This window comes from Salinirubellus salinus (genome assembly GCF_025231485.1).
Taxonomy (GTDB): Archaea; Halobacteriota; Halobacteria; order Halobacteriales; family Haloarculaceae; genus Salinirubellus; species Salinirubellus salinus.
This window is the reverse complement of record NZ_CP104003.1, coordinates 789,690-805,103: the sequence shown is the minus strand read 5'-3', so window position 1 is coordinate 805,103 and position 15,414 is coordinate 789,690. Positions and strand designations below refer to the sequence as shown.

At 69.4% G+C, this 15,414-nt stretch carries 19 protein-coding genes; 7 read left to right on the top strand and 12 right to left on the bottom strand.

The genetic code is table 11. The features are described 5' to 3' along the window. The first annotated feature begins 6 nt into the window (after positions 1-6). Both N0B31_RS04490 and N0B31_RS04485 read left to right on the top strand, forming a co-directional pair. Complete coding sequence (locus tag N0B31_RS04490) at positions 7-426, top strand: universal stress protein (RefSeq protein ID WP_260594645.1); 420 nt, start codon at positions 7-9, stop codon at positions 424-426. Positions 427-431: 5 nt separating this feature from the next. After that, complete coding sequence (locus N0B31_RS04485; RefSeq protein WP_260594644.1) at positions 432-2,693, top strand: amino acid permease; 2,262 nt, start codon at positions 432-434, stop codon at positions 2,691-2,693. Positions 2,694-3,013: 320 nt separating this feature from the next. Here the strand turns inward: N0B31_RS04485 and N0B31_RS04480 are convergent, their stop codons facing one another. Continuing rightward, on the bottom strand, positions 3,014-4,204 hold the full coding sequence (locus N0B31_RS04480; RefSeq protein WP_260594643.1) for a threonine synthase: 1,191 nt from the start codon (positions 4,202-4,204) through the stop codon (positions 3,014-3,016). A gap of 111 nt (positions 4,205-4,315) precedes the next feature. On the opposite strand from N0B31_RS04480, the gene N0B31_RS04475 reads away from it, so the two are divergent. Further along, positions 4,316-5,608 carry an NAD(P)/FAD-dependent oxidoreductase gene (locus N0B31_RS04475; protein WP_260594642.1) on the top strand — a complete coding sequence of 431 codons (1,293 nt, stop codon included), beginning with the start codon at positions 4,316-4,318 and terminating at the stop codon, positions 5,606-5,608. A gap of 2 nt (positions 5,609-5,610) precedes the next feature. Here the strand turns inward: N0B31_RS04475 and N0B31_RS04470 are convergent, their stop codons facing one another. Next, positions 5,611-6,309, bottom strand: coding sequence for a metallophosphoesterase (locus N0B31_RS04470; RefSeq protein WP_260594641.1), 699 nt, complete (start codon positions 6,307-6,309; stop codon positions 5,611-5,613). Between the two features lie 102 nt (positions 6,310-6,411). Here N0B31_RS04470 and N0B31_RS04465 point away from each other — a divergent pair, with 102 nt between their 5' ends. Then, positions 6,412-7,185, top strand: a complete 774-nt coding sequence (locus tag N0B31_RS04465) for a DUF7839 domain-containing protein (protein ID WP_260594640.1) — start codon at positions 6,412-6,414, stop codon at positions 7,183-7,185. A 70-nt stretch (positions 7,186-7,255) separates the two neighbouring features. Here N0B31_RS04465 and N0B31_RS04460 read toward each other — a convergent pair whose 3' ends face one another. The 3 genes from N0B31_RS04460 to N0B31_RS04450 form a co-directional block, all read right to left on the bottom strand. Continuing rightward, positions 7,256-7,468 (bottom strand): hypothetical protein, encoded by a 213-nt coding sequence (locus tag N0B31_RS04460; protein WP_260594639.1) that lies wholly within the window; start codon positions 7,466-7,468, stop codon positions 7,256-7,258. Next, entirely contained in the window at positions 7,468-8,073 is a 606-nt protein-coding gene (locus N0B31_RS04455; protein WP_260594638.1) for a J domain-containing protein, read from the bottom strand. The genes N0B31_RS04460 and N0B31_RS04455 overlap by 1 nt, the downstream gene beginning before the upstream one ends. A 153-nt stretch (positions 8,074-8,226) precedes the next feature. Continuing rightward, positions 8,227-8,979: a proteasome assembly chaperone family protein gene (locus N0B31_RS04450; RefSeq protein WP_260594637.1), complete on the bottom strand. Its 753-nt coding sequence runs from the start codon at positions 8,977-8,979 to the stop codon at positions 8,227-8,229. A 120-nt stretch (positions 8,980-9,099) separates the two neighbouring features. Here N0B31_RS04450 and N0B31_RS04445 point away from each other — a divergent pair, with 120 nt between their 5' ends. Then, positions 9,100-9,654 (top strand): DUF4981 domain-containing protein, encoded by a 555-nt coding sequence (locus N0B31_RS04445; RefSeq protein ID WP_260594636.1) that lies wholly within the window; start codon positions 9,100-9,102, stop codon positions 9,652-9,654. A gap of 46 nt (positions 9,655-9,700) precedes the next feature. Here the strand turns inward: N0B31_RS04445 and N0B31_RS04440 are convergent, their stop codons facing one another. The 5 genes from N0B31_RS04440 to N0B31_RS04420 all read right to left on the bottom strand — a co-directional run bounded on the left by N0B31_RS04440 (position 9,701) and on the right by N0B31_RS04420 (position 11,893). Continuing rightward, a complete protein-coding gene (locus N0B31_RS04440) occupies positions 9,701-9,889 on the bottom strand; it encodes an RNA-protein complex protein Nop10 (protein ID WP_260594635.1) in 189 nt (62 codons plus the stop codon). 3 nt (positions 9,890-9,892) lie between these two features. After that, entirely contained in the window at positions 9,893-10,693 is an 801-nt protein-coding gene (locus tag N0B31_RS04435; RefSeq protein WP_260594634.1) for a translation initiation factor IF-2 subunit alpha, read from the bottom strand. Positions 10,694-10,805: 112 nt separating this feature from the next. Then, complete coding sequence (locus N0B31_RS04430) at positions 10,806-10,979, bottom strand: 30S ribosomal protein S27e (protein WP_260594633.1); 174 nt, start codon at positions 10,977-10,979, stop codon at positions 10,806-10,808. Then, positions 10,979-11,260 (bottom strand): 50S ribosomal protein L44e, encoded by a 282-nt coding sequence (locus N0B31_RS04425; RefSeq protein ID WP_260594632.1) that lies wholly within the window; start codon positions 11,258-11,260, stop codon positions 10,979-10,981. Before N0B31_RS04425 ends, N0B31_RS04430 begins: the two co-directional genes overlap by 1 nt. 144 nt (positions 11,261-11,404) lie before the next feature. Further along, positions 11,405-11,893 carry a hypothetical protein gene (locus N0B31_RS04420; protein WP_260594631.1) on the bottom strand — a complete coding sequence of 163 codons (489 nt, stop codon included), beginning with the start codon at positions 11,891-11,893 and terminating at the stop codon, positions 11,405-11,407. A 169-nt stretch (positions 11,894-12,062) separates the two neighbouring features. Between N0B31_RS04420 and N0B31_RS04415 the strand changes: the two genes are divergently transcribed. Further along, positions 12,063-12,329: an HAH_0734 family protein gene (locus N0B31_RS04415; protein ID WP_260594630.1), complete on the top strand. Its 267-nt coding sequence runs from the start codon at positions 12,063-12,065 to the stop codon at positions 12,327-12,329. Between the two features lie 190 nt (positions 12,330-12,519). Here N0B31_RS04415 and mptA read toward each other — a convergent pair whose 3' ends face one another. Beyond that, on the bottom strand, positions 12,520-13,491 hold the full coding sequence (mptA, locus tag N0B31_RS04410; protein WP_260594629.1) for a GTP cyclohydrolase MptA: 972 nt from the start codon (positions 13,489-13,491) through the stop codon (positions 12,520-12,522). Between the two features lie 86 nt (positions 13,492-13,577). Then, positions 13,578-14,399, bottom strand: a complete 822-nt coding sequence (locus N0B31_RS04405; RefSeq protein ID WP_260643956.1) for an NAD(+)/NADH kinase — start codon at positions 14,397-14,399, stop codon at positions 13,578-13,580. A 44-nt stretch (positions 14,400-14,443) separates the two neighbouring features. Here N0B31_RS04405 and N0B31_RS04400 point away from each other — a divergent pair, with 44 nt between their 5' ends. Beyond that, a complete protein-coding gene (locus N0B31_RS04400) occupies positions 14,444-15,352 on the top strand; it encodes a KaiC domain-containing protein (RefSeq protein ID WP_380628445.1) in 909 nt (302 codons plus the stop codon). Positions 15,353-15,414 lie beyond the last annotated feature (62 nt).

Here is a 15,414-nt window from a genome sequence, read left to right as displayed (position 1 = left end):
CCCGACATGACCGACGTCATCGACGGCCACGTGCTCGTCCCGGTGGCTGACCCGGACGACGCGCGGGCCACCGCTGCGGCGCTCGTACCGTACCAGCCCGGCCGGGTGACCGTCTTCCACGTCATCGAGAAGGGCGGCGGCGTCCCGGACAAGACCCCCGTAGAACAGTCTGAGACGCTCGCTGCCGAGTCCCTCGAGGCGTTTCGGGAGCGGTTCCCCGACGCGGAACTGGCGACCGACTATCGGCGGGACGTGGTAGAGAGCATCGTCGAGGCGGGTGACCGACTGGACGTAGACGCCATCGCGTTCCGTCCTCGAGGTGGGCCGCGCATCGTCCAGTTCCTGGCCGGCGACCGGTCGCTCACCCTCGTTACGCAGGCCAACCGTCCGGTCGTGTCGCTCCCCGACCCCGATTCGGAGGCGTAGGGAGCATGACTGCGAACGACGAAGAGCTGGCGAAGGACCTCGGCCTGCTCTCGGCGCTGACCATCGGGGTCGGCACGATGATCGGTGCCGGCATCTTCGTGTTGCCGGGGCAGGCCGCGGCTGCGGCCGGGCCGGCAGTCGCGCTCTCGTTCGTCGTCGGGGGCGTCATCTCACTGTTCACCGCGTTATCGGCCTCGGAACTCGGGACGGCGATGCCGAAGGCCGGTGGGAGCTACTACTACGTCAACCACGCGCTCGGCCCGCTGTTCGGCTCCGTCGCCGGGTGGGGGAACTGGATGGGGCTGGCGTTCGCGTCGGCGTTCTACACGCTCGGGTTCGGAGAGTACCTCGCGACGTTCCTGCCGCTGCCGGCCGTCGCGGTCGGCGGCTTCGGGCTCTCGGAGTATCAGGTCGGTGCGCTGCTGGCCGGGCTGGCGTTCGTCGGCGTCAACTACGTCGGCGCGAAGGAGACCGGGAGCGTGCAGGTGGTCATCGTGACCCTCCTCGTGGGCATCCTCACGGTCTTCTCCGTCCTCGGGTTCCTCCGGGCGGACGTGGCGACGCTACGACCGTTCTTCCCCGCGGAGACGGGCGGCGCCGCGGCCGTGCTGCCCGCGACCGGGCTCGTGTTCGTCTCGTTCCTCGGCTTCGCGAAGATTACCACCGTCGCCGAGGAGCTGAAGAACCCCGGCCGGAACCTCCCGCTCGCGGTCGTCGGGAGCGTCCTCGTCGTCACCGTCATGTACGCCCTCATCATGGTGGTGCTGATGGGGGTCGTCGACTGGCACCAGCTCGTCCCGGAGGTCACCACGACGCCCGTCCTCGACGTCGCCGAGATCGTCTTCGGGACCGTGGGTCTCGCGGCAGTCGGGGTGGGGCTGTTGACCTTCGCCGGCCTGCTGGCGACCGCGTCCTCGGCGAACGCCTCCATCCTCGCCTCCTCGCGCATCAACTTCGCGATGGGGCGCGACAGGCTCGTCTCGGACAGACTCAACGCCATCCACCCGAACTTCGCCACCCCTTACCGGAGCATCGCCGTCACCGGCGGGCTCATCCTGCTGTTCATCGGCATCGGTGACGTGGAGGTGCTCGCCAAGGCCGGGAGCGTCCTCCACCTCATCGTGTACGGGCTGCTCAACGTCGCCCTCGTCGTGATGCGTGAGGCCGACACCCCGGACTACCAGCCGGAGTTCGAGGTACCACTCTACCCCGTCGTCCCCATCGTCGGTGCGGTCACGTCGTTCGGGCTCATCGGGTTCATGGACAGGGTCGAGATCGCGCTCTCGCTGGTGTTCGTGGTCGGCGGACTCGCGTGGTACCTCCTCTACGCCCGCGGGCAAGCCGAGAAGACCGGCGTCCTGAGTCAGTACGTCCTCTCTCGTTCGGACGAGATGCCGGCGGCGGCGGTCTCGGCCGCCGAGACCGTCCAGCCCGACGAGAGCGCCTACCGGGTGATGGTGCCCCTGTCGAACCCGGACAGCGAGCGAGACCTCGTCTCGTTCGCGAGCGCCATCGCCAGACAGCGTGGCGGTACCGTCGACGCCGTACACGTCGTCACCGCGCCAGCACAGACCGCCCTCCAGTACGCTGCCGATCACGCCGAGGCGTTCGACGAGGCCTATCACGAGACGCTCGACGCCGCCGTGCAGGACGGACAGACGTTCGGCGTCGAGGTCGAGACCCACACAATCTTCTCACACCGACGCTTCGAGGCGGTGTTCGACGCGGCTCGCGACCACGAGGCCGACCTCGTGGTGATGGGCTGGGGCGAGGATGTGCACGGGTCACCGGGCCGAGCCGAGAGCGCGTTCGACGACCTCGCCAACGACCTGCCATGTGACGTCGTGGTGTTGAGAGGCCGTGGGTTCGACCCCGATCGACTGCTCGTGCCGACCGCCGGCGGCCCCGACTCCGACCTCTCGGCGGAGCTCGCTCAGTTGCTCCAGGCGGGGCACGACGCCGAGGTGACGCTACTCCACGTCGCGGACGAGCAACGTGCGGGCGAGACGTTCCTCGAGCAGTGGGCCGACTCGCACGACCTCTCGGACGCCACACTCCGGGTCGAGACGGGTGACGTCGAGGCGGCCATCGAGCGGGCTGCGGCCGACCACACGATGGTGCTCGTCGGAGCGACGGAGCGAGGGCTCCTCTCGCGGCTCGCTCGGGGCGCGGTCGTACTGGACGTGGTCGACGACATCGACTGCTCGGTAGTGATGGCCGAGCGCGCTCGCGAGCGGGGCGTGTTCGAGCGACTGTTTGGTGACTGAGATACCGGGAGCGAGGTCGGACTGTCCCAGACCCGTTGGTACCGAGAACACGTTCCTCGACCATCTACGCCGGACTACGACGCCTACCAGAGTCCAATCATGGGGTCGACTCGACCAGTCCCTAGACCGACACGCTCACTACTCGTGCTGGAGACGCCCTCTGTCCGCAGCACGACGTATGCATCGCCGTGGGAGGCTCCGACAGAGCCGTCTTCGGTTCCTGCCGCCCGCTGGCCGCGAGTACCTCCACGAAGACCGTGCTGCCACGAAGTTCGCGTCCGCGAGGGCAGGGAGCGCACCCGAAGAGGGGAACGCGGTCCTCAGAGCCCCTTGCTCATCAGGTGGCTCCGCGCGACGTCGGCGTCCTTGTTCCCCGTCGCGGTGTTCAGCAGGACGACCGTGTCGTCCTCGTCGAACCGGTCCTCTTGGGCGAGTTGCCACGCGCCCGAGGCGGCGGCGGAGCAGGTGACGCCCATCTCCAGCCCCTCGTTCTGTGCGACGGTCACGGTGGAGGACATTATCTCCTCGTCGCTGGTGGCGACGGCACCGCCGTCGGACTCCCGGAGGGCCTCGAGTATCCACGGACTCGCGCCGGGGTCGGGGATCTCGATGCCGCCACAGATGGTGTCGGGCACCTCCCACGCCTCGTGGACGTCCCTGCCTTCCTCGAACGCCTTCGCGATGGGGGCACAGCCCTCGGCCTGCGCGGCCCAGAACGCGGGCGTCCCCTCGGTGAACCCGAGGTCCGCGAACTCGCGGGCGGCCTTGTACATCCCCACGAGTCCGACACCACCGCCGGTCGGGTAGACGACGTGGTCCGGCGTCTCCCAGTCGAGTTGCTCGGCGATCTCGTAGTACATCGTCTTCTTGCCCTCGTGGCGGTACGGGGTGACGAACGTCTGGAGCGAGTACCACGCCGGGTTGTCGTCCATCGCAGCCTCGTAGGCCTCGCCCGCGTCGTCGATGCGCCCCTCGACGATCTTCATCTCGCCGCCGTGGACGTTGACCATGGCCTTGTTGACGAACGAGGCGCGAGAGGGGAGGAAGACGTGCGAGTCGAGGCCAGCACGGGCGGCGTAGGCGGCCGCGGCCTGCCCCGCGTTCCCGGCCGAGGCGAGCGCCACGTCCTCGGCGCCGTGCTGGACGGCGGCGGTGACGGCGAGGGCCTGCCCCCGGTCCTTGAACGACCCGGTGGGGTTTCGCCCCTCGTCCTTGACGTAGACCTCGGCGACGCCGAGTTCCTCGGCGAGTCGAGGCGCGGGGACGAGCGGGGTGTCGCCCTCGTACATCGTGACGGCCACGTCGCGGCCGAACGGGAGGAGTTCCTCGAAGCGGAACTGACCGCCGCGGCGCGAGGCGAGTTCCTCGCGGGTCACGTCGACGGCGTCGTAGTCGTACGTCGGGTCGAGGATGCCGCCACAGTCGGGACACCGGTGGGTGGCCTCGCTCGCGTCGAACGAGGCGTCGCAGTCGACACACGAGAGGCCGATGAACGCCGCTGTCGTCTCCATAGCGGAACTCCGGGCGGGGCGGACTAAGAACCGTCGTTCGGGGCACGACGGACCGGAGCAGGGCTTGCGTCTCTCGGTAGCGTTTTCTCACCGAACGTTCAACGGAGACCAATGACAGAGGTCGTAGTCGTCGGGGCCGGGCTCGCGGGACTCGTCGCCGCCCGTCGGATGGCACAGGCAGGCGCCGACGTGCTGGTCCTCGAGGAGAACGACGAGGTCGGCGGCCGGGTCCGGAGCCACCACCAGGACGGGTACACGTTCGACCGAGGGTTCCAGGTCCTGTTCGCGGAGTACCCGGCCGTCCGGGGCGAACTGGACCTCGACGCGCTCGACCTGCGGTACTTCTCGCCCGGCGCGACCATCGCCCGCCCCGGCAGTCGCTCCACGTTCGTCGACCCGCTCAAGCGGCCGGGGATGTTGCTCACGAGCCTGTTGAACGGCGACGTCTCGCTCCTCGACAAGCTCCGCCTGCTGCTGCTCCGACAGCGCGTCTCCGGCCGGGACGAGGACGACATCTTCGGCGCGCCCGACACCTCAATCCGGCAGTATCTCGACGACCACGGGTTCTCGCGGAAGTTCGTCGAGAACTTCGCCGAGCCGTTCTACGGCGGCATCACGCTGGACCGTGCGCTCGGGTCCTCCTCCGCCGTCTTCGAGTACACGTTCCGGATGCTCACCGAGGGAGACATCGCGGTCCCCGCCGACGGGATGGGTGCCATCCCGAAGCAGTTGGCCGAGAGTGCGCGAGCCGCGGGCGCCACCATCGAGACGGGCGCGACCGTGGAGTCGCTCGACGGCGACGGGCCGACCGTCGAGACCGCGAACGAGACGTTCTCGCCCCGAGCGGTCGTCGTCGCCACGGACCCGAAGGAGGCTGGACGGCTGACGGGCGTCGAGACCCCCACGGAGACGCGCGGGTGCATCACCCAGCACTTCGCCGTCGCCCGCCACCGGCGACTCGACACGGGCGACCGCATCCTCCTGAACGCCGAGGACGAGGGGCCCAACACCGTGGCACCGATGTCGACCGTCGCGCCCGAGTACGCCCCCGACGACCGCCAGTTGCTCTCGGCGACGTTCGTGGGTCGCACCGACGGGCGTGGCCGTTCCGAGGCCGAACTGTTCCGGGAGACCGACGGCGACCTCGCCGCGGAGGTGGACGCGGCCCTCCGGTCGTGGTACCCCGAACACCGGTTCGACGCGCTAGAGTTGCTCCACACCGACCGTGTCGAGTTCGCGCAGTTCGCCCAGCCGCCGGGGTTCCGGGACTCGCTACCCGACCTCGGCGCACCGGGCGGACAGGTCTACCTCGCCGGTGACTACACGCGCTGGTCGTCCATCCACGGCGCGCTCTACTCCGGGCGGAACGCCGCCGAGGTCGCGCTGGTCGACCTCGGCATCTGAGGCTATAGCAGTCGGCGGAACTCCCCGAGCGGCGGGAACGGCAGCGTCTCGCCGGCCCCCTCGTCACGCACCAGCGGCCGGAGCAGGTCGGTGTCCGTCACGAGCGGCGACTGGAACTCCGCGGCTCGCATGCGATTGACGACGACGCCGGCCGCCAGTCGCGTGAAACACGGGAGCATCAGCACGTCGCTGCCCCGGTAGATGTCCTCCCCGTAGAGGTAACAGGGGTGACGCTGGCCCTCGACCTCCAGCGTCGGGTGGTCGTGCCCGACGAGGTAGCGCTCGGCGTCGAGTTCGGGTGCCTCGTGGCCGTGACACACAACCCACTCGCCCACCCGGTACTCGGTCTCCGACGGCCCGTTCCAGAGCCCCGAGAGCATCGTGTCGTGGTTGCCGGGGGTGACGACCATGCGAGCGCCCGCCTCGCGGGCGCTCCGCTCGAGTCGCTGGAGCGTCTCGGTCACCCCCCGTGGGAGCGAGGCGAACGAGTGGAGCAGGTCGCCCGCGACGACCACCTCCTCGGGGTCGAACCGCTCTACGAGGCGGCCGAACCTGGCGGTCAGGTCGTCGTGCTCGCCGAGGTCGCTCTGCACGTCGGAGGCGGCCGCGCGCCCCAGGTGGAGGTCCGCACAGACCAGCGTCGACTCCCCGGGGAGGTAGACGGCCCGGTCGTCGAACGCTAGCGAGTCGGTGAGCGACACGGCCCTCCGTACTCGGCGGGGCCGGAAATCGGTGTCGGGACGACTCACGACGGGAGGGCTCGGACGCCCGATTTAAGCCGCTCCCCCACGTCGGTGTCGCCAATGGTCGAGGTCCTCGACAGGAAGCGGTCCGCGACGAAGTTCCGGGTGCTCGTCGAGATCGCGGACCGGCAGCCGGCGGTCAACCAGACCGAGATAGCCGACGCCGTCGGGGTCACCTCGCAGGCGGTCAGCGAGTACATCCGCGAACTCGTCGAGGAGGGGTACGTCGACAAGGAGGCCCGCTCGCGCTACCGGGTGACGAAACAGGGCGTCGACTGGCTGTTCCAGCAGGCCGCGGACGTGCGCCGCTTCGCCGACCACGTCACCGAGGACGTCCTCGGGTCGATGCAGGAGGACGCCGCCATCGCCGCCGCCCCCGTCGCCGAGGGCGAGGCCGTGAGCCTCTCCGTCGAGGAGGGCCTCCTCCACGCCACGCCCGGCACGACCGGTCCCGCCACGGGCGTCGCCACGACCGCCGCCGAGGCCGGCGACGTGGTCGGCGTCACCGGGTTCGAGGGCGTCATCGAGATGGAGGCCGGCGACGTCACCGTGTTCCAGGTCCCGCCGGTCCGGACCGGCGTCACCCCCGCGAGTGACCGCCTCGCCGCGGCGGCAGAACGGGCTGGACTCGTGGCCACCGCCGGTGTGGAGGCCGTCGTCGTCTGTCGGGAGTCCGGTGTCGACGTCGACGTCCAGTTCGCGGCGGGTGCCGTCGCGGCCGACGCCGCGGGTCGCGGCGTGGACGTCGTCGTGGTGACGACGACCGACGCGGCGGGACGGGTGACGGACGCGCTCAGGGACGCGGGGCTGGCGTACGAAGTCGACGACCTCTGAGTCCCCACACGGTTCTCGCCGGCTGCGCTCGCTCGGACACTGGGTCGACCTCCGGGAGCGTGTCGCCGACTCAGGAACGCGTGCTGACGTCCGTGACCTTCGAGACGGCTTCGAAGTAGGTCGAGGCGTCTGCGCTCGCGATGAACTCCACGAGTTCGTCGTGTTCCCGGTCGAAAGCCACGGCCTGCACGTCGTAGCGTGCGATGGGGTCCTGGATGCTCTCCGCGGCGATGACGTCCCGGAGCTGGTCGAGGACGGTCTCGGTGATGGGGACGCGCGCCATCAGGCCTCACCCCGGCCGCTCGCGGCGGCGTAGGCCTCCTGGACCTGCTTGAACTCGGCGTGTGACCCCCCGTGGTCCGGGTGGACCTCCTTCACCTTCTCGCGGTACGCACGCCGGACCTCCCCCTCGCTGGCACCCGACGGGAGCCCGAGGACTGCGTACGCCCCCTCGACGGTGTCTCGCTCGTCCGGCTCGGCTGGCGTCTCGAACTCCACCTCTGGTGTCTCGAACGGGAGTCGGGAGCCCAGCGACATCCCCGGCATCTCGTGTTCGACGAGGACTGCGTGGGTCGCGGACCGCTCGAGGGCGTAGAACGCCCGCGCGTCGAACGTGATGGCCACGTCCCGCTCCGGGAGGTAGAACTCGACCGTGTGGCCCTCGATGGGGATGCCCTCGGCGTACCGCTCGCCGATGGCGTCGAGGTACTGGCGGATCTCGGTCACGCGGCGGGCGTCCCCGGAGTGTGACGCCCCACCGGTCTGGACCGAGGGGAAGAGCCGGTCGCCCACGTAGAACAGGCAGGCAGCGCCGAGGCTCAGGGCGATACCGATGCCGAACCCCCACGTCAGCCAGCCGGGCAGTCCAGTCAGCGCCTCCGTGAGCACACCGTCAATTGGACAGCGGAGTTCAAGAATCCGTCGCCAGCGGCCGGACGGTCGTGACCGGTGGGCCCGCGGATACTCGGGGGTGACGCCGGCCCCATCGGTCACCCTCGCGCCCCGCCGAACGGGGACCGCGACGGGCGTGTTGCTCGGTCGCTAGCCGATGTAGCGCAGGTCCTCGTCGGTCGGCGTCGGACCCTGCTCCATCTCCTGGATCTTCTTCACGACCTCCTCCATCTCCTCGGCGCGCTCTTCCAGCGTCGCGTAGTCCACGTCGAACCCGAGCAGCTCCTGCAGTACCTCGAGGACGGCGCGTGCGGACTTGGGGTCGACGAGGTAGCCCGAGGTCTCGCCCATCAGGCAGGCGACCGGGAGGTCCCGGCGCTCGCCGAGGCCGAGCAGGAGGCCGGAGACGCCGACGATGCCGCCGGCGGGTTCGTCCTCGCGGAACTCGACACCCGCCTCGCCGAGCGTCTCGACGTTCGCGGCGTCGGTGGCCGCCCCGAGGACGGCGTACTCCTCGATGAGTTCGCCAGTCGGCACACCACCCAGCGCGAACGCGCGCTCGACGCCGAACGACCCGGCCACGTCGAGGAAGCACTCCGTCAGCCGGTAGTGGCCCACGCCGTCACCGGCCTGGTGGTCGCCGCTGAGGACGAGCAGGTCGCGCCCGCCCGCCTCCACGTGGTGGAACTCGGCGCAGGCGAGCGTCGTGACGCCGTCGTCGTCGACGGTCACCTGTGGCGGGAAGTGCTCGGAGTAGACCCGTCGCACCAGTTCGCCGTCGAACTCCTCCAGCAGGTGTTCGGCCGCCAGTTTCCCGACGTGGCCCACGCCAGGTAACCCCTCCACCAGCACCGGGTCGTCCAGCTCGGGGTCGGCGTGGACCTCGATGTCGAACTCGTCCATACCCCGTGTCGAGTCGCCGGCGTCACAAGTCAGGTTCGGTCGGGCGAAGCCACGACCGTGACACGCGGTGCGGTGCTGGTGGCGAGAAGACACTTGTACGGCGCTCCAGTACTGGACGCCGTGCCGTCCCGCCGCCGACTGCTCTCCAGCACCGCCGCGCTCGTCTCCAGCCTCGGCCTCGCCGGGTGTAGCGCCGACGCCGACCTCCTCGGGACGCCCACCGACACCCCGACCGAGACGCCCGTCCCCTACCCGCATCTCCACGAGGAGCCACTCCACGTCGGCCCGGAGTTCGACCTCGAGTTACCGCCGGGTGTGACGCTCGTGGGCAGCCCGGGGGAGGCCACGGTGACCCTACTCGCCAGTGACACCACTGCACCCCCCGACGAGGTGGTGTCGTGGCTCGAAGCCGGCCACCCGGTCGCCGTCCTCGGCTACTCGGCCGTCGAGACGATGGGACGACTGCTGGACCAGGGCGACGCCGACCCACCGGGTGACGGGTCGTACATCGGGGCGGGTGGGGACGCCCCCTCGGTCGCGTTCTGTCTCATCCCGGCACCGGAGGACTGGGACACGGTGGCTGGCTTCACCGGGGACCGCGACTCCCGCGACCGGGCCGAGCAGCTTCGGAGCGCCGAGTACGTAGTCGAGAGCGTGGCGTCGAGGCGGGAATGAAGGGAACACCGGCCGTCACCGGTGCGTCGTGCGTGGCTGGGTCGGCTCAGTCCCGGCCCGCCCGTCGCTTCGCCCGCCGCCGGTACTCCCCGTACGGGTCCTCGGGGTTGTATCGCGCCGGGGAACTCTGGACGGCGTCGCCGCCACACGCCGGGCAGGTATCGCCCAGCGTGTAGACCGGCCGGTCGTGGTGGGCGCGCCAGTCCGCACAGACCCGGATGTCCGAGGTGGTCACGCGTTACTCGTCGTCGCTCCGGCGCTCGCGGTGGAAGTCGGCGCTCCCGCCGACCGCTTCGATGGCCTCGCGGGCACGTGCGACCGAGTGTTCCAGTTCCGACTCGGCGGTCTTGTAATTGGGCGCCTGCACGCGGACGCGGTACTCGGGCGCGCCGACGTAGGTCACGTCGAGTTCCACCTCGTCGGGCACCTCGCCGTTGCCCTCGGCCGCCTCCAGGGCGTCGCGGATGTCCTCGACCCCCTCCGGTCCGGGCGCGCGCAGGTCGACGTAGCCCGTCACCTTGACGTACGGCACGGAGACGTTCTCGCGGGCCGTCTCGACGATGGTCTCGACGTCCTCGTCCGAGAGGTCGGTGCTCGCGAACGCCTCCGGGCCGTGGATGGCCGCCTGCTCGAACCCGTCGTAGAGGGTGCCGAACCCGTCGAGGAAGGCGTTCGCCACCTCGGCGTACTTCTCGTCGGTCAGGTCCTCGCCGAAGGCCAGTTCCATCCACTTCTCGGCCTTCTGCTCGGCCTTCCACTCCTGGATGCGGTCCGAGCGCTGGTGGTCGTTGACGTCCTTGATGGAGAGGTCGATCTGCTCGGAGGACTCGTCGACGTCGAGCACCTTGCAGACGACAATCTGGCCGGTGTTGACGTGGTCGCGCAGGTTCTTGATCCACCCGCTGGCGACCTCGCTGACGTGGACGAGGCCGCGCTTGTTCTCGTACTCCTCGAGGTCGACGAAGACGCCGAAGTCCTCGATCTCGTCGACTTCGCCCACGACGAGGTCACCGGGGTCGGGATAGCCGCTGAACTTCATATGGGAGTGAGTGGGACCTCGCCGGTTAAAAACGTCGTGACCCGCGCCGGCCGGCCCACGCGACACGCGTCGCTCGGCGGCCGTGTCGGCAGGAGAAGATCCGCGGCGTCGGTTACCGGGCCGCGACGACGTCGACGACCTCGCCCTCGATGTCGGCCTCGCCACCCGTCGGGCGGGCGAGCGTGTGGCCGCAGACCGCGCACGCGACCTCCGTCGAGGCGCGGCCGAAGATGGTCTGTTCGTTCTCGCAGTCCGGGCACTTGACCCGGTAGAAGCTCCCAGCCATTACTCCTGGAACTCCAGTTTGCCCGCGCGCCATCCCTTCCGGAGGTGGGCCTTCCCACAGTCCGAGCAGCGGTACTTCAGGTTCGTCTTCTTCGTCGGCTTGTCGCCACCGGGCACCTTCGAGAAGCGACCCGCGTTCCCGATGACCGACTTGGCGCGTCGCGTGCGCCGCTCGTCCCACTTCGTCCCCGAGGAACGGCCGCGTCGGACTTTCTCGACCTCTATCTCCCGGTGCCCGTCGCAGTGCGGGCAGTACGTGTTGAACCGGCGTGGCATCTCCATGGTCTTACCCCGAGTTATCGCACGGTGGCCTAAAACGGGTTCGGTTTGGAGGCCGGGAGCCACCCACGTGAGCGGTGTCCGCTGCGGACCGCCGCGAGCACGACGTCGACGCCGACGACGGTGTCGTGCGCCCCGGACTGCGGCTCAGCGCCGAGCCTCGACGTCGAGTTCGCGGCTCCGGCCACCACCCACCCGCCCCACGTGCCGGACGCGTCGGGCGACCCGGACCACGCGTGGCTGGTCGGTCGGCGCCCGGCGGTCGTCGAGGACCGCCTCGAGTTCCCGCTCCAGTCCCGGTTCGTCGAGTTCGCCGGCGACGTAGCGGTGCTTCACGACCTCGACTGGCGTCGGCACCTCGTCGCGCCGCACCACCCAGTCGCGACCCCGACGCACGCCGGTCACGACGACCCCGACGACGAGGCCGGCGGTCAGGAGTGTGAACGCGAGCAGTCCCAGCACCGGCCCGACGACCGGGTCACTCGACAGGACTGACGCCAGCCCCCCGAGCAGTGTCACGAGCATCAGGACCCACGTGGTGACTGCGAGGACCACGCCGGTGACGACGACACCGACGACGAGGAGCAGTGTGCGCACGAGGGCCACCGCTCGCGGGTGGGCGAGTTCCGGACTCATGGGTCACTGTTGGTCGTTCCGCGATATGTCTGCTTTTCTGGGAGTCCGGACGGTCCCGGGAGGAGACACGTACTGGCCACGTGTGGCCACCGACGGCCGGGAGCAGGGCCGACGAGGCACCCGTCCCCTCCTTCGACACGCTTAACCACCCTATTGCCGAAACGCCGGTATGCACCACCTCGTCATCAACGGGGACCCCGGCATCCGAAAGGACGCCGTGATAGAGGTCGGCGGAGAGGAACTGGTCTGTTTCAGCGTCAAGCGGCAGGGCGACTGGCACGGCCCCGACCGGGTCCAGCTCTGGTGTACGGTCGGCGAGGAGGACGAACGCGAGACCTACGAGCGGCGCGAGTACATCTCGATGCACCTCGACGTGGAGAAGGCGGAGGCCGACGCGGTCACTGTCGTCCAGAAGGGCGGTACGCTCAACATCTGAGCGCGGCCGCCGTCACTCGTCACTGCTCGACGCTTCTAGCTCTCAGTCGCGCGCTCGGCAGGTCGACAGCCCCGTCTCCACGGACGGTCACCTCGGCTCGGTCCACCTCCGCAGTCCGAGACCGCCGAAAGAAACGTTCTGGGGACGGGAGGTGCGCTCCGGTTCGAGAGTCGCGCGCGACACGCCGGTGTCAGTCGTCCCGGTGCCCGTTCGCCTTGCCGATGTCGGCGCCCTCGCCGCCGTTCAGTTCGGCGCGGAGGTTCCCCATCTCGGCCACGCGCTCCGCGTGCGCGTTGTGCTGGTGGATGGACTCGTCGTTGCTCTGTTTCATCGTGACGACGGCGTCGTCCGGGAGGTGCCCGAAGTTCTCGAGGACCCCCTCGGCCATCGAGCGGACGCAGTCCTCGACGAACTTCGCGTTGTCGTGAGAGTGGAACGTCATGTGGTCCTCGTCGGGACGCTTGGCGACGTTGTAGATGCGCGCGGACATCGAGTCACGCGCCACCTCGATGACGTCGTGGAGGTTCACGTCCGGTGACCCCTTCGACCGGATGGAGAGCGTCGCGTGGCCGCGCTGGGAGTGCCCCGGCTGTGGGACCTGGTCGAGGAACTCGTCGACCGTCTCCTGGTCGACGTTCAGCTCGGCCAGCACGTCCCGCGCGCGGGACTCGCTCATCCCCTGCGAGCACGGACAGACCGTCATGCCGACGACGCGAGCGCCGATCTCCTCGTGGGTCCCGCCGCCGTTCGCCGTCGCCGACGCGATGATGTCGGCGGTGAACTGCGTGGGCTTGCCGGACTCCGGCGCCTCCTCGCGGACGATGTACTCCGCCTCCATCCGCACCTCCGCGCGGGAGGTGTAGTCGTGTTTCTCCAGCAGTCGCTCGGCCACGTCACCACAGAGGTCCTCGACGCGGAACTGCGGTTCGGACAGCGCCTCCTCCAGTATCTCGTCGACGACCTCCATGTTCCGGGACATGTCGATGCCCTTGCGCCACGACGGGAGATCGACGTACACCTCGAACTCGGCCATCAGGACGATGGGCCGGCGGTCCGGCCGGTCCAGTTTCACGAGTTTCTCCACGCCGGTCACGCCGACGCGGTTCAGCCCGACGGTGACGTCCGGACTGGACGCCTGTACGTCCGGCAGTTGCTGACTCATCGGTCAACAAGACGGGTCCCCGCCGAATAACGCTTGCCAAACCGGAGACAGTACGGGAGTGTCGAATCGCCCGAATGGAGGCCCCTTCAGTCAAGTTTGCCGAGGGCTGCGAAGAAATCCAGGGGTGGGCCGGCCACCCGGACGGGGTCCGCCGCCCGCGTCAGGGTCACCTGCGTCGGTGGACGCACCTCCTGGACGGTGCGGCCGTCTGCGACCACCACGGCCGACTCCGCCTCCTCCACCCGGACGGTCACCTCGCTGTCGAGGTCCACCACGAGCGGGGGCATCGGGTCGTCGGCCACCATCTCCGTGATGGTGAATCCGCCGACTGCGGGGTGGACGAGCGGTCCCCCCTCGCTCAGGTTGTACGCCGTCGAGCCGGTGGGGGTGCAGACGAGGACGCCGTCGGCGTGTGTCCCGCCGTAGAGCGACCCGTCCACGCGTACCTCGATGCCCACGCCCTTGTTCCGGCCGCGCTGCGAGCCCATCACGGCGACCTCGTTGAGCGCCGGCGGGAGCGCCCACCCGTCACCCTCGGCCAGTACCTTCGGCATCTCGCTGAGACGCGGGCCGCCGTTCTCACGGATGTGCGCCACCTCCTCGCGTAGCGTCTCGATGGCCTCTCCGGGCGGGACGGCGTTCAGGAACCCGACCTCGCCGAGGTTGACACCCATGACTGGAGCCCCCCCAGCGCCGCGGGCGGCGTAGAGGAAGGTCCCGTCCCCGCCGATGCTCACCACGAGGTCACAGTCGGCCATCTCGGCGACGTCGACGCCGGCGTCCGGGAGGTCGAGTGACGCCGCGGCCTCCTCGTCGAGGACGACGGTAGCGTCGCACTCCCGGCGGATCTCGGCCGCCAGTTCGGCCGCTCTGGCGTTCGACCGCTGGGCGACGACGCCGACACGCACGCTCATCGGCCGCTCTTGGGCGCCGGTACACAAAAAGCCGGGCAATCGACGCGCAAACTCTAACTACGGGCACCTCCACGACAGCCCATGAACGACACTCGGGGGGTGACCACGTGAGCGACGGTTCGGACGACTGGTTCGAGGACGGTGTCGACTCCGAAGTCCCCCTCGACGACGGGGAAGAGGACTTCGCCGCCGCGTTCGACGCCGCCGGTGGGAGCGAGGGTGGCACCGAGTTCGAGGAGGAGTTCGACTCCGAGATCCCCCGCGTCGACGTCGGTATCGAGGGGCTCGACGAGATGGTCCAGGGGGGCGTCCCCGAACGCTCGCTGCTCGTCGTCGTCGGCGCCGCCGGTACCGGCAAGACCACCTTCGGCCTCCAGTTCCTCCGTGAAGGGCTCGAGAACGGCGAGCGGGGCGTCTACATCACGCTGGAGGAGAGTTACGACGCCGTCGTCGAGGCCGCCGACGAGAAGGGCTGGGGGTTCGAGGAACACGTCGAGAACGAGGACCTCGCCATCGTCGACCTCGACCCCGTGGAGATGGCCAACTCCCTCGCCTCCATCCGTGGAGACCTCCCACGGCTCGTCGGCGAGTTCGGCGCCGACCGACTCGTCCTGGACTCCGTCTCGCTGCTCGAGATGATGTACGAGAACCAGGCCGAGCGGCGCACGGAGATCTTCGACTTCACGAAGTCGCTCAAGGAGGCCGGCGTGACCACGATGCTCACCAGCGAGGCGAAGGAGGGCAACCCCTACGCCTCCCGACACGGCATCATCGAGTACCTCACCGACGGCGTGTTCATCCTCCAGTACGTCCGCTCCGAGTTCCGTGAGACCCGGCTCGCCGTCGAGATACAGAAGATCCGCAACGCGAACCACTCGCGGGAGACCAAGCCGTACGAGATCACGGGCGACGGCATCTCGGTCTACCAGCAGGCGAACATCTTCTGAACTGTTTTCCGCTCGGGTTCGCGCCGCGGGCGCGAACCGCTCGCAGAAAAACGTTCATAAGA